The sequence below is a fragment of the Pseudomonas sp. PDM22 genome, from assembly GCF_014851965.1.
GTDB lineage: Bacteria > Pseudomonadota > Gammaproteobacteria > Pseudomonadales > Pseudomonadaceae > Pseudomonas.
Window position 1 is genome coordinate 194,981 of record NZ_JACVAR010000002.1, and the last position, 14,051, is coordinate 209,031.

The 14,051-nt window shown below is 64.6% G+C and carries 11 protein-coding genes; 10 read left to right on the top strand and 1 reads right to left on the bottom strand.

Translation table 11 applies throughout. The annotated features are described in order from the left end of the window. Window positions 1–5: 5 nt before the first annotated feature. The 9 genes from murD to lpxC all read left to right on the top strand — a co-directional run bounded on the left by murD (window position 6) and on the right by lpxC (window position 10,403). Window positions 6–1,352 carry a UDP-N-acetylmuramoyl-L-alanine--D-glutamate ligase gene (gene murD / locus IB255_RS06595; protein WP_151189490.1) on the top strand — a complete coding sequence of 449 codons (1,347 nt, stop codon included), beginning with the start codon at window positions 6–8 and terminating at the stop codon, window positions 1,350–1,352. After that, the gene (ftsW, locus tag IB255_RS06600; RefSeq protein ID WP_045209625.1) at window positions 1,352–2,551 is read left to right on the top strand and encodes a putative lipid II flippase FtsW; all 1,200 of its coding nucleotides are present in this window, start codon (window positions 1,352–1,354) and stop codon (window positions 2,549–2,551) included. The genes murD and ftsW overlap by 1 nt, the downstream gene beginning before the upstream one ends. Then, entirely contained in the window at window positions 2,541–3,614 is a 1,074-nt protein-coding gene (murG, locus tag IB255_RS06605; protein WP_192209904.1) for an undecaprenyldiphospho-muramoylpentapeptide beta-N-acetylglucosaminyltransferase, read from the top strand. Before ftsW ends, murG begins: the two co-directional genes overlap by 11 nt. Continuing rightward, window positions 3,607–5,061 (top strand): UDP-N-acetylmuramate--L-alanine ligase, encoded by a 1,455-nt coding sequence (gene murC, locus IB255_RS06610; RefSeq protein ID WP_081517494.1) that lies wholly within the window; start codon window positions 3,607–3,609, stop codon window positions 5,059–5,061. Before murG ends, murC begins: the two co-directional genes overlap by 8 nt. After that, complete coding sequence (locus IB255_RS06615) at window positions 5,058–6,005, top strand: D-alanine--D-alanine ligase (protein ID WP_192209905.1); 948 nt, start codon at window positions 5,058–5,060, stop codon at window positions 6,003–6,005. The genes murC and IB255_RS06615 overlap by 4 nt, the downstream gene beginning before the upstream one ends. A 3-nt stretch (window positions 6,006–6,008) precedes the next feature. Beyond that, a complete protein-coding gene (locus tag IB255_RS06620; protein ID WP_081517496.1) occupies window positions 6,009–6,872 on the top strand; it encodes a cell division protein FtsQ/DivIB in 864 nt (287 codons plus the stop codon). Window positions 6,873–6,893: 21 nt separating this feature from the next. Further along, on the top strand, window positions 6,894–8,141 hold the full coding sequence (gene ftsA / locus IB255_RS06625; protein WP_045209630.1) for a cell division protein FtsA: 1,248 nt from the start codon (window positions 6,894–6,896) through the stop codon (window positions 8,139–8,141). A 53-nt stretch (window positions 8,142–8,194) separates the two neighbouring features. Next, a complete protein-coding gene (gene ftsZ, locus IB255_RS06630; protein ID WP_017518095.1) occupies window positions 8,195–9,379 on the top strand; it encodes a cell division protein FtsZ in 1,185 nt (394 codons plus the stop codon). Between the two features lie 112 nt (window positions 9,380–9,491). Next, complete coding sequence (gene lpxC, locus IB255_RS06635) at window positions 9,492–10,403, top strand: UDP-3-O-acyl-N-acetylglucosamine deacetylase (RefSeq protein ID WP_045209632.1); 912 nt, start codon at window positions 9,492–9,494, stop codon at window positions 10,401–10,403. A 69-nt stretch (window positions 10,404–10,472) separates the two neighbouring features. Here lpxC and IB255_RS06640 read toward each other — a convergent pair whose 3' ends face one another. Further along, window positions 10,473–10,940 (bottom strand): DUF721 domain-containing protein, encoded by a 468-nt coding sequence (locus IB255_RS06640; protein ID WP_192209906.1) that lies wholly within the window; start codon window positions 10,938–10,940, stop codon window positions 10,473–10,475. Window positions 10,941–11,230: 290 nt separating this feature from the next. Between IB255_RS06640 and secA the strand changes: the two genes are divergently transcribed. Continuing rightward, window positions 11,231–13,978 carry a preprotein translocase subunit SecA gene (gene secA / locus IB255_RS06645; protein ID WP_192209907.1) on the top strand — a complete coding sequence of 916 codons (2,748 nt, stop codon included), beginning with the start codon at window positions 11,231–11,233 and terminating at the stop codon, window positions 13,976–13,978. Window positions 13,979–14,051 lie beyond the last annotated feature (73 nt).

Sequence of the window (14,051 nt, forward strand, 5' to 3'; positions counted from 1 at the left end):
CGAGCATGAGCCTGATCGCTTCCGACCAATTCCGCATCGTTGTCGGCCTCGGCAAGAGCGGCATGTCCCTGGTGCGCTACCTGGCGCGCCAGGGCGTGCCTTTTGCCGTGGCCGATACGCGCGCGAATCCGCCGGAGCTGGCGACCCTGCGCGAGCAGTATCCGCAGGTCGAGGTGCGCTGTGGCGACCTCGACGCCGATTTCCTCTGCCGCGCCCAGGAGCTTTACGTGAGCCCCGGCCTGTCGCTGCGCGTGCCGGCGCTGATCGAAGCTGCCGCCCGAGGCGTGCGCATGTCCGGCGACGTCGACCTGTTCGCGCGTCACGCGAAGGCGCCCATCGTCGCCATCACCGGTTCCAATGCCAAGAGCACCGTCACCACCCTGGTGGGCGACATGGCCAGGGCTGCCGGCAAGCGCGTCGCCGTTGGCGGCAACCTCGGCACCCCGGCGCTGGACCTGCTGGCCGATGACGTCGAGCTTTACGTGGTGGAGCTGTCCAGCTTCCAGCTGGAAACCTGCGAGCGGCTGAACGCCGAGGTCGCTACCTGCCTCAATGTCAGCGAAGACCACATGGACCGCTACGACGGCATGGCCGACTACCACCTGGCCAAGCACCGTATCTTCCGCGGCGCCAAGCAGGTCGTGGTGAACCGTGCTGACGCGCTGAGTCGCCCACTGATCGCCGACAACGTGCCGTGCTGGACCTTCGGCACCAACAAGCCGGACTTCAAGGGCTTCGGCCTGATCGAAGAAGACGGGGAGAAGTGGCTGGCTTTCCAGTTCGACAAACTGATGCCGGCCCGCGAGCTGAAGATCCGTGGCGCGCACAACCAGTCCAACGCCCTGGCGGCGCTGGCGCTGGGGCATGCCGTCGGTCTGCCGTTCGAACCGATGCTGCAGACCCTGCGTGAATTCGCCGGCCTCGCCCACCGCTGCCAGTGGGTGCGCGAGCGCAACGGCGTGAGCTACTACGACGACTCCAAGGCCACCAACGTCGGCGCCGCCCTGGCTGCGATCGAAGGCCTGGGCGCCGATATCGACGGCAAGCTGGTGCTGATCGCCGGTGGCGACGGCAAGGGCGCCGACTTCCATGACCTGCGTGACCCGGTTGCCCGGCATTGCCGCGCCGTGGTGCTGCTGGGGCGGGACGCCGAACTGGTGAGCGCCGCCCTTGGCAACGTGGTGCCCAAGGTCCGCGTGAATACCCTGGACGAAGCCGTCGAGCACGCTGCCGACCTGGCGTTGCCGGGTGACGCCGTGCTGCTGTCGCCGGCCTGCGCGAGCCTGGACATGTTCAAAAACTACGAAGAACGCGGACGCCTGTTCGCCAAGGCCGTGGAGGAGCTCGCCTGATGTTCTCCTTCCTGCGCCCCTATCCGTCCCCGCTGATCAGCCGCAATGGCATCGACATCGACTTCCCGCTGCTCGCGGGTTGTCTGGCGCTGCTCGGCCTCGGTCTGGTGATGGTCACTTCGGCATCCTCCGAAGTCGCCGCGGCGCAGTCCGGCAACCCGCTGTACTTCTCGGTCCGCCACCTGATCTACCTCGCCATTGGCTTCGTCGCCTGCGGCGTGACCATGATGGTGCCGATGGAAACCTGGCAGCGCTGGGGCTGGAAGCTGCTCGCCGTGGCCTTCCTGCTGCTGGTGATGGTGATCACCCCCGGCATCGGCCGCGAGGTGAACGGTTCCATGCGCTGGATCGGCTTCGGCCTGTTCAACATCCAGCCCTCGGAGATCGCCAAGGTCTTCGTGGTGATCTTCATGGCCGGCTACCTCGTTCGTCGCCAGGAAGAAGTGCGCGAGAGCTGGCTGGGCTTCTTCAAACCCTTCGTGGTGCTGCTGCCGATGGCCGGCCTGCTGCTGCGCGAGCCCGACTTCGGCGCCACCGTGGTGATGATGGGTGCGGCTGCCGCGATGCTGTTCCTCGGCGGCGTGGGCCTGTTCCGCTTCGGCCTGATGGTCGCGCTGGCGGTGGGCGCCGTGGTCCTGCTGATCCAGACCCAGCCATACCGGATGGCGCGCCTGACCAACTTCACCGATCCCTGGGCCGACCAGTTCGGCGCGGGCTACCAGCTCAGCCAGGCGCTGATCGCCTTTGGCCGTGGCGGCTGGACCGGCATGGGCCTGGGCAACAGCATCCAGAAGCAGTTCTACCTCCCCGAGGCGCACACCGACTTCGTGTTCGCGGTGCTCGCGGAAGAGCTGGGCATCGTCGGCGCCATGGCCACCGTGGCCCTGTTCGTCTTCGTCAGCCTGCGTGCGCTGTACATCGGCATCTGGGCCGAGCAGTCGAAACAGTACTTCTCCGCCTACGTCGCCTACGGGCTGGCTTTCCTGTGGATCGGCCAGTTCCTGATCAACGTGGGCGTGAACGTCGGCCTGCTGCCGACCAAGGGCCTGACCCTGCCATTCCTCAGCTACGGCGGCAGCTCCCTGGTGATCTGCTGCGCCCAGTTGGGAATGTTGCTGCGCATCGAATGGGAACGCCGCACCGTGATGGGTAGCGAGGAATATGAATTCAGCGAAGAGGACTTTGCCGATGAAAGGTAACGTCCTGATCATGGCGGGCGGCACCGGCGGACATGTGTTCCCGGCCCTGGCCTGCGCCCGTGAATTCCAGGCACGCGGCTACAGCGTGCACTGGCTGGGCACTCCGCGCGGCATCGAGAACGACCTGGTACCCAAGGCCGGTCTGCCACTGCACCTGATCAACGTCAGCGGCCTTCGCGGCAAGGGCCTCAAGTCCCTGTTGCGCGCGCCGTTCGATCTGCTCAAGTCGCTGTTCCAGGCCCTGGGCGTGGTTCGCCAGCTCAAGCCGGTCTGTGTGCTCGGCCTGGGCGGCTACGTCACCGGCCCGGGCGGCCTGGCTGCCAAGCTGTCCGGCGTGCCGCTGGTGATCCATGAACAGAACGCCGTTGCCGGCACCGCCAACCGCAGCCTTGCGCCGCTGGCCAAGCGTGTCTGCGAAGCCTTCCCGGATACCTTCGACAGCAGCGCCAAGCGCCTGACCACCGGCAACCCGGTGCGCGTCGAGCTGTTCCTGGAGGAGGGCGCCCGCGCGCCGCTGGCCGGCCGCCGCGTCAACCTGCTGGTTCTGGGCGGCAGCCTGGGCGCCGAGCCGTTGAACAAGCTGCTGCCCGAAGCGCTCGCGCAAATCGGGGCCGAGATACGCCCGGCCATTCGCCATCAGGCCGGTCGTCAGCATGACGAAATTACTGCGGAGCGTTATCGCGCTGCGGGTGTCGAAGCGGACGTAGCTCCGTTCATCGCCGACATGGCCGCCGCCTACGCCTGGGCCGATCTGGTGATCTGCCGCGCCGGGGCGCTGACCGTGAGCGAGCTGACCGCCGCCGGCCTGCCGTCCTTCCTGGTGCCGCTGCCCCACGCGATCGATGACCACCAGACCAAGAACGCCGAATTCCTGGTGCGGGAGGGCGCGGCCCTCCTGCTGCCACAGAAATCTACCAGCGCCGCCGAACTGGCCGCGCAGTTGTCCGAGGTATTGATGCATCCCGATTCCCTGACCCGCATGGCCGCTTGCGCACGCAGCCTGGCCAAGCCCGAGGCTACCCGCACGGTAGTCGATGCCTGCCTGGAGGTGGCCCGTGGTTAAAGAACCCACCGGCGTCACCCGCACCATGCGGCGCATCCGCCGCATCCACTTCGTCGGCATCGGTGGCGTGGGCATGTGCGGTATCGCGGAAGTCCTGCTCAACCTCGGTTACGAAGTCTCCGGCTCCGACCTCAAGGCTTCGCAGGTCACCGAGCGCCTGGAAAAATTCGGCGCAGAAATCTTCATCGGCCACCGCGCGGAGAACTCCGACGGCGCTGACGTGCTGGTGGTTTCCAGCGCAGTGAACAAGTCGAATCCGGAAGTCGCTGCGGCGCTGGATCGCCGTGTGCCGGTCGTGCCGCGCGCCGAGATGCTCGCCGAGCTGATGCGCTATCGCCACGGCATCGCCGTCGCCGGTACCCACGGCAAGACCACCACCACCAGCCTGATCGCCTCGGTATTCGCCGCCGGCGGCCTGGACCCGACTTTCGTCATCGGCGGCCGCCTGAACGCCGCCGGCACCAACGCGCAGCTGGGCACCAGCCGCTACCTGGTGGCCGAGGCCGACGAGAGCGACGCCAGCTTCCTGCACCTGCAGCCGATGGTCTCGGTGGTCACCAACATCGACGCCGATCACATGAGCACCTACGGCGGCGACTTCAACAAGCTCAAGCGCACCTTCGTCGACTTCCTGCACAACCTGCCGTTCTACGGTCTGGCCGTGGTCTGCGTGGACGACCCGGTAGTGCGCGAGATCCTGCCGCAGGTTGCCCGTCCGACCGTGACCTACGGCCTGAGCGAGGACGCCGACGTCCGCGCCATCAACATCCGCCAGGAAGGCATGCGCACCTGGTTCACTGTGCTGCGCCCCGAGCGCGAGCCGCTGGACGTCTCGGTGAACATGCCCGGCCTGCACAACGTACTGAACTCCCTGGCGACCATCGTCATCGCCACCGATGAAGGTATTTCCGACGAGGCCATCGTCCAGGGCCTGTCCGGTTTCCAGGGCGTCGGTCGACGCTTCCAGGTCTATGGCGACCTGCAGGTGGAAGGCGGCAGCGTGATGCTGGTCGACGATTACGGCCACCACCCGCGCGAAGTCGCAGCGGTGATCAAGGCCGTGCGCGGTGGCTGGCCGGAGCGTCGTCTGGTGATGGTTTACCAGCCGCACCGTTACAGCCGTACCCGCGACCTGTACGACGACTTCGTGCAGGTGCTGGGCGAAGCCAACGTGCTGATGCTGATGGAGGTCTACCCGGCCGGCGAAGAGCCGATCCCCGGCGCCGACAGCCGTCACCTGTGCCACAGCATCCGCCAGCGCGGCCAGCTCGACCCGATCTACCTGGAGCGCGGCGGTGACCTCGCTTCGCTGCTCAAGCCGCTGCTGCGTCCGGGCGACATCCTGCTGTGCCAGGGCGCCGGTGATATCGGCGGGCTGGCTCCGGCACTGATCAAGAATCCGATGTTCGGCGCTGCCGCTGCTGGCGCCGAGGGGAAGAAGCAATGAGTGACGCCCTCAAATCCGCCCTCGAGCCCCGCGCCTTCGGTCGCGTCGCCGTGCTGTACGGCGGCAAGAGCGCCGAGCGCGAGGTGTCGCTGAAGTCTGGCGCCATGGTCCTGCAGGCTCTGCAGGGCGCGGGCGTGGACGCCTTCGGCATCGACGTGGGCGACGATCTGCTGGAGCGTCTGACCCGCGAGAAGATCGACCGCGCCTTCATCATCCTCCACGGTCGTGGCGGTGAAGACGGCACCATGCAGGGTCTGCTGGAAATCGCCGGCATTCCCTACACCGGCAGCGGCGTGCTGGCTTCTGCGCTGGCCATGGACAAGCTGCGCACCAAGCGTGTGTGGCTGAGCCTCGGCCTGCCGACGCCCGACCATGCCGTGCTCGCCAGCGAGGATGATTGCCGTGCCGCTGCCACGAAACTCGGCTTCCCGCTGATCGTCAAGCCGGCCAGCGAGGGTTCGAGCATCGGCATGGCCAAGGTGAACAGCGTGGAAGAGCTGATCGCTGCCTGGGCCGCTGCCGCGAAGTTCGATCCGCAGGTGCTCGTCGAGCAGTGGATCAGCGGCCCCGAATACACCGTCGCGATCCTCCGTGGCCAGGTGCTGCCGCCCATTCGCCTGGGCACCCCGCACACCTTCTACGACTACGACGCGAAGTACCTGGCCAACGATACCCAGTACCAGATTCCCTGCGGCCTCGATGCCGAGAAGGAACAGGAGCTCAAGGACCTGACCGCGCGCGCCTGCGATGCCCTTGGCATCCAGGGCTGGGGCCGGACCGATGTGATGCAGGACGCCCAAGGGCGCTTCTGGCTGTTGGAAGTGAACACCGCACCGGGCATGACCGACCACAGCCTGGTGCCCATGGCCGCGCGCGCGGCCGGCCTGGATTTCCAGCAACTGGTGCTGGCGATCCTCGCCGACAGCGTCGAGGCAAGGGGGTAAGTCATGAACGGCGCGCAGCTTCGTCACCAGAATCCCGGAATCGGCCGTGCCCCGGCACGCAAGCCGGTGCCGCGCGGCGCCAGCCGTCTGGTGGCCAAGGAGCCGCTCAGCGCCCGCATGCCCAAGCCCAGCTTCGGCTTCCTGAAGGTGCTGCTGTGGCCTCTGGTGCTGGGTGTGCTCGGTGGCGGTGCCTACTACGGCGCGCAGTACGTGCTGCCCTACGCGGACCGGCCGATCGCCAAGGTCAGTGTGGAAGGCGACCTCAGCTACATCAGCCAGGCGGCGGTGCAGCAGCGGATCAGCCCCTACGTGTCGGCCAGCTTCTTCACCATCGACCTGGCCGGCATGCGCCAGGAGCTGGAGCAGATGCCCTGGATCGCCCACGCCGAGGTGCGTCGCGTATGGCCCGACCAGGTGGTTATCCGCCTGGACGAGCAATTGCCCATCGCCCGTTGGGGTGACGAAGCCCTGCTGAACAACCAGGGTCAGGCTTTCGCCCCGCGTGAAGTGGCCAACTACGAGCACCTGCCGCGCCTGTCCGGCCCGCAGCGTGCTCAGCAGCAAGTGATGCAGCAGTACCAGATTCTCAGCCAGATGCTCCGCCCGCTGGGTTTCACCATCGCCAGCCTGGACATGAGTTCGCGCGGCGCCTGGACCCTGGGCACCGCGCAGGGCGTGGAGATCATGCTGGGCCGCGATCACGCGGTAGAACAGATTCGCCGGTTCGTGACCATCTACGACAAGGCGCTGAAAGATCAGATTACGAAAATTGCCCGCATCGACATGCGCTACCCCAACGGCCTTGCCGTAGGTTGGCGCGATCCGATGCCGGAAGCGACGGTGGCTCAGACCACCGCCGCGCAGTGAGTTGAGGAGACTTCTATAAACATGGCAAGCGTGCAGAGCGGCAAAATGGTCGTCGGCCTGGACATCGGCACCTCCAAGGTGGTGGCGCTGGTGGGCGAGGTGGCGGCCGATGGCAAGCTGGAAATCGTCGGCATCGGGACGCATCCGTCGCGCGGCCTGAAGAAGGGCGTGGTGGTGAACATCGAATCCACCGTGCAATCGATCCAGCGCGCCATCGATGAAGCCCAGCAGATGGCTGGCTGCCGTATCCACTCGGCCTTCGTCGGCATCGCCGGCAACCATATCCGCAGCCTGAACTCACACGGCATCGTTGCGATCCGCGACCGCGAAGTGAGCGGCGCAGACATCGAGCGCGTACTGGACGCGGCCCAGGCCGTGGCCATCCCGGCCGACCAGCGTGTGCTGCACACCCTGGCCCAGGACTACGTGATCGACAACCAGGAAGGCGTGCGCGAGCCGCTGGGCATGTCCGGCGTACGCCTGGAAGCCAAGGTGCACGTGGTGACCTGCGCAGTGAACGCCGCGCAGAACATCGAGAAGTGCGTGCGCCGCTGCGGCCTGGAAGTGGACGACATCATCCTCGAGCAGTTGGCCTCGGCCTACTCCGTGCTCACCGAGGACGAAAAGGAACTGGGTGTGTGCCTGGTGGACATCGGCGGCGGCACTACCGACATCGCCATCTTCACCGAAGGCGCCATCCGCCATACGGCGGTGATCCCGATCGCCGGCGATCAGGTCACCAACGACATCGCCATGGCGCTGCGTACCCCGACCCAGTACGCCGAAGAGATCAAGATTCGATATGCTTGCGCCTTGGCCAAACTGGCCGGTCCGGGCGAAACCATCAAGGTGCCCAGCGTAGGGGATCGGCCGCCGCGGGAACTGTCGCGCCAAGCGCTTGCCGAAGTGGTCGAGCCTCGTTACGACGAGCTCTTCACCCTGGTTCAGGCCGAGCTGCGTCGCAGTGGCTACGAGGACCTGATTCCGGCCGGGATCGTCCTGACCGGTGGCACCTCCAAGATGGAAGGCGCCGTCGAGCTGGCCGAGGAGATCTTCCACATGCCGGTGCGCCTGGGCGTACCACACAGCGTCAAGGGACTGGCCGACGTCGTGCGCAATCCGATCTATTCCACCGGTGTGGGGCTGCTCCTGTACGGACTGCAAAAGCAATCCGACGGCATCTCCATGTCCGGCAGCAGCTTCAGCAGCGACGAACCCAAGACACCGGTACTGGAAAAGCTCAAACGCTGGGTCCAGGGCAATTTCTGATTTACCACCGCGGTAAACGTAGGCAACACAACTAGAAAGGAAGGAGAGGGGAAATGTTTGAACTGGTAGATAACGTCCCGCAAACAGCAGTCATCAAAGTGATCGGCGTAGGTGGTGGCGGCGGCAACGCCGTGAACCACATGGCCAAGAACAACGTTGATGGCGTCGAATTCATTTGTGCCAACACCGATGCGCAGGCGCTGAAGAACATCGCCGCGCGCACCGTGCTGCAGCTCGGCCCGGGCGTGACCAAGGGCCTGGGCGCTGGCGCCAACCCTGAAGTAGGCCGCCAGGCCGCCATCGAGGACCGCGAGCGCATCGCCGAAGTTCTGGAAGGCGCCGACATGGTCTTCATCACCACCGGCATGGGTGGCGGTACCGGTACCGGTGCTGCACCGATCATCGCCGAGGTTGCCAAGGAAATGGGCATCCTCACCGTGGCCGTGGTCACCCGTCCGTTCCCGTTCGAAGGTCGCAAGCGCATGCAGATCGCCGACGAGGGCATCCGCTCGCTGGCTGAAAGCGTTGACTCGCTGATCACCATCCCGAACGAAAAACTGCTGACCATCCTGGGCAAGGACGCGAGCCTGCTGGCCGCCTTCGCCAAGGCTGACGATGTACTGGCCGGTGCCGTTCGCGGTATCTCCGACATCATCAAGCGCCCGGGCATGATCAACGTCGACTTCGCCGACGTGAAAACCGTCATGAGCGAAATGGGCATGGCCATGATGGGTACCGGCTGCGCCAGCGGCCCGAACCGCGCTCGCGAGGCTACCGAAGCCGCGATCCGCAACCCGCTGCTGGAAGACGTCAACCTGCAGGGCGCCCGCGGCATCCTGGTGAACATCACCGCAGGTCCCGACCTGTCCCTGGGCGAGTACTCCGACGTGGGTAACATCATCGAGCAGTTCGCTTCCGAGCACGCCACCGTGAAAGTGGGCACCGTGATCGATCCGGACATGCGCGACGAGCTGCACGTCACCGTGGTCGCCACCGGTCTGGGCGCTCGCCTGGAGAAGCCGGTCAAGGTCGTCGACAACACCGTTCAGACTCAGGCTGTCAGCACCCAGGCTCCGGTTCAGCGCGAGCAGCAGTCGGTGAACTACCGCGACCTGGATCGTCCGACCGTCATGCGCAACCAGAACCACGGCGGCGCAGCCACCGCGGCCAAGCTGAACCCGCAGGACGATCTGGACTATCTGGACATCCCGGCCTTCCTGCGTCGCCAGGCCGATTGAGTCGATTTATCAGGAGTATCAATGTGATTGGTGTTCAGCAAAGGGCGGTTCTGCTATCATCGCCGCCCATTGTTGACAACAGTTCGCAACTTGCGCGAAAGCGGCCAAAGCCATGATCAGACAACGCACCTTGAAGAACATCATCCGGGCGACCGGTGTCGGCCTGCACTCCGGGGAAAAGGTTTACCTGACCCTGAAGCCGGCTCCCGTCGATACTGGCATCGTGTTCTGCCGGACCGATCTCGACCCTGTGGTGGAAATTCCCGCCCGGGCTTCGAACGTCGGCGAAACCACCATGTCGACCACCCTGATCAAGGGTGACATCAAGGTGGATACCGTGGAGCACCTGCTCTCGGCCATGGCCGGCCTGGGTATCGACAACGCCTATGTCGAGCTGTCCGCATCGGAAGTTCCGATCATGGACGGCAGCGCAGGTCCTTTCGTATTCCTGATCCAGTCCGCTGGCCTGCAAGAGCAGGAAGCGGCCAAGAAGTTCATCCGCATCAAGCGCGAAATAACGGTGGAAGAGGGCGACAAGCGCGCCACTTTCGTTCCGTTCGACGGCTTCAAGGTGAGCTTCGAGATCGATTTCGATCACCCGGTCTTCCGTGGTCGCACCCAGAAAGCCGTGGTGGATTTCTCCAGCACTTCCTTCGTGAAGGAAGTCAGCCGCGCCCGTACCTTCGGGTTCATGCGCGACATCGAGATGCTGCGTTCGCAGAACCTGGCGCTCGGTGGCAGTGTGGAGAACGCCATCGTGGTCGACGAGTATCGTGTGCTCAACGAAGACGGTCTTCGTTACGAGGACGAGTTCGTCAAGCACAAGATCCTGGACGCCATTGGTGACCTGTACCTGCTGGGTAACAGCCTCATCGGCGAGTTCATCGGCTACAAGTCCGGTCACGCCCTGAACAACCGTCTCCTGCGTACCCTCATCGCAGACAAGGACGCTTGGGAAGTGGTGACCTTCGAGGACGCCAAGACTGCGCCGATCTCCTATATGCGACCCGCTGCGGCCGTATAAGGAAACCTCCTCCTTTCAGCTACAACTTCAAAGGCCACCCTCGGGTGGCCTTTTTTTATTCCAGCGTTTTTATTCCTGGTCCGCTTCCGGCGGCTTGCGACTGCGGCTGGCGAGGCGCTCGAGGGCGGCCTTGAGTTGCGGATTGCTGATGCCCTCGGCTGCTTCGTGCAGGGTGGCGGAGGCGGACTCGGTGATGCGGTTGGTATTCACCCGGGTGGGCGCCTGGATCACCGGCTGCACCTTGAACAGGATGCGCGCCAGACCCCTGAACTCCTCGAACGCGGCCAGCTGCCGCAGCAGGCGGTTCTGCTGGTAGCGCAGGCGCGTGGCCCAGTGGCCGTCGGTGACGACCAGCAGCAGGCTGCCTTCACGCCAGGAGGCGACACGGCAGTAGGGGCGCGCGGCGGGCTGCAGCTGCGAATCGAGTAGCTCCTGCAGGTGCGAGAGGCGCTGCGCCTGGGCGAACAGCGACTGCAGCGGCTTGGCTTCGCGCAGCAGCTTGGTCATCGCCTTGGCGGGCAGGGGGCGGAAGGCCATCGAGAGCAACCGGGAGTGAATGAAGCAGGATGGTAACAGATGCGCTCAGGGCCAGATGCCACCGTCCACCCTTGAAGTTGCCAGGCTGCGTCACCATATCACCCACTCGGATTCAAAGTTGTCCGTCCATGCATTGCTCCCAAGCTCGCAGAATGCGAAGCTTCGGAGGATGACTTCGGCACTTTTTTCCCGGTAGTTTCCGGGTAGAATGCCCGCTTCATTGCCGTTCCGCGCCGCGGCCAGCCAGTCGGGCAGCCCTCCAATTCTCCAGTTCGGATGACCCAGTCGATATGTTTGCGCCTTTGTTGAAAAAACTCTTTGGAAGCAAGAACGAGCGCGAAGTGAAGCGCATGGCCAAGCAGGTCCAGGCCATCAATGCACTCGAGCCCCAGATGGTCCCGCTTTCCGATGAGCAACTGAAGGCCAAGACCGAAGAGTTCAAGGCGCGTGTCGCCAAGGGCGAGACCCTCGACCAGATCCTTCCGGAAGCCTTCGCCGTCGCCCGCGAGGCTGGCAAGCGCGTGATGGGCATGCGTCACTTCGACGTCCAGCTGATCGGCGGCATGTCCCTGCACGAAGGCAAGATCGCCGAGATGCGTACCGGTGAGGGCAAGACCCTCGTGGGTACCCTGGCCGTCTACCTGAACGCCCTGTCCGGCAAAGGCGTGCACGTGGTCACCGTGAACGACTACCTGGCTCGCCGCGACGCCAACTGGATGCGTCCGCTGTATGAATTCCTCGGCCTGACCGTCGGCATCGTCAGCCCGTTCCAGCCGCCGGAAGAGAAGCGCGCCGCCTACGCCGCCGACATCACCTACGGCACCAACAACGAATTCGGTTTCGACTATCTGCGCGACAACATGGCGTTCAGCCTGGAAGACAAGTTCCAGCGTGAACTGAACTTCGCCGTGGTCGACGAAGTGGACTCCATCCTCATCGACGAGGCGCGGACTCCGCTGATCATCTCCGGCCAGGCCGAAGACAGCTCCGAGCTGTACATCAAGATCAACAAGCTGATCCCGCGACTGAAGCGTCACATCGAGGAAGTCGAAGGCCAGGTGACCCAGCAGGGCCACTACAGCATCGACGAGAAGACCCGCCAGGTCGAACTCAACGAACAGGGCCATGCCTACGTCGAGGAGCTGCTGACCCAGAACGGCCTGCTGGCCGAGGGCGAGAGCCTCTACTCGGCGCACAACCTCAGCCTGCTGACCCATGTCTACGCTGCGCTGCGCGCCCACACCCTGTTCCACCGCAACGTGGAATACATCGTCCAGGGCGACCAGGTCCTGCTGATCGACGAGCATACCGGCCGCACCATGCCGGGCCGTCGCCTCTCCGAGGGCCTGCACCAGGCCATCGAGGCGAAGGAAAACCTGCCGATCCAGGCCGAGAGCCAGACCCTGGCCTCGACCACCTTCCAGAACTACTTCCGCCTCTACACCAAGCTGGCCGGCATGACCGGTACCGCCGACACCGAGGCCTTCGAATTCCGCCAGACCTACGGCCTCGACGTGGTGGTGATCCCGACCCACCGTCCGGTTGCCCGTAAGGACTTCAACGACCTGGTCTACCTGACCCAGGACGAGAAGTACGCCGCCATCATCACCGACGTGCAGCAGTGCCAGGCGCTGGGTCGTCCGATCCTCGTAGGTACCGCCTCGGTCGAGACCTCCGAATACGTTTCGCAGCTGCTGCAGAACGCCGGCATCGAGCACAAGGTACTGAACGCCAAGTACCACGAGAAGGAAGCCGAGATCATTGCCCAGGCCGGTCGTCCGGGCTCGGTCACCATTGCCACCAACATGGCCGGTCGTGGTACCGACATCCTGCTGGGCGGCAACTGGGAAGTGGAAGTCGCCGCGCTGGAGAACCCCACCGACGAGCAGGTCGCGCAGATCAAGGCCGACTGGCAGAAGCGTCATCAGCAGGTCATCGAGTCGGGCGGCCTGCACGTGATCGCCTCCGAACGCCACGAATCCCGCCGTATCGACAACCAGCTGCGCGGCCGTGCCGGCCGTCAGGGCGACCCGGGCTCCAGCCGCTTCTACCTGTCGCTGGAAGACCACCTGATGCGCATCTTCGCCTCCGACCGGGTGAAGAACTTCATGAAGGCACTCGGCATGCAGCCGGGCGAGGCGATCGAGCACCGCATGGTGACCAACGCCATCGAAAAGGCGCAGCGCAAGGTCGAGGGCCGCAACTTCGATATCCGCAAGCAACTGCTGGAGTTCGACGACGTCGCCAACGAGCAGCGCAAGGTGATCTACCACATGCGCAACACCCTGCTCGCGGCCGATAACATCGGCGAGACTATCACCGAGTTCCGCGAAGAGACCCTGAACAACACCGTCAGCGAGCACATTCCGCCGCAGTCGCTGCCCGAGCAGTGGGACGTCGCCGGTCTGGAAGCTGCGCTGTACAGCGATTTCGGCCTCAAGCTGCCGATCCAGCAGTGGCTGGACGACGACAAGCTCTACGAGGAAACCCTGCGCGAGAAGATCCTCACCGAGCTGGTCGCTGCCTACAACGAGAAGGAAGAGCTCGCCGGCGAAGAAGCCCTGCGCACCTTCGAGAAGCAGATGCTGCTGCGCGTGCTGGACGACCTGTGGAAGGACCACCTGTCCACCATGGATCACCTGCGTCACGGCATCCACCTGCGCGGCTACGCGCAGAAGAACCCGAAGCAGGAATACAAGCGCGAGTCCTTCAACCTGTTCCAGGAACTGCTGAACTCCATCAAGCGCGACACCATCCGCGTGCTGTCCTTCGTTCAGGTTCGCCGCGAAGACCCGGCCGAAGAAGAAGCCCGCCTGCGTCGCGAAGCCGAGGAAATGGCCAAGCGCATGCAGTTCCAGCACGCCGCCGCACCGTCCATGGACCAGGTGACCGGCGAGCCGGAAGAAGAGGGTGAAATCCCGGCCGACAACGTGGTGCCGATGGAACCCATCCGCAACGAACCGAAGATCGGCCGCAACGAGCCGTGCCCCTGCGGTTCGGGCAAGAAGTACAAGCACTGCCACGGTCAGGTGGAATAAAGCTTCCCGCCCCTGATACCAACGCCGCGACCGGCCCTGCCGCTCGCGGCGTTTTTCACATCTGCTTCACTGA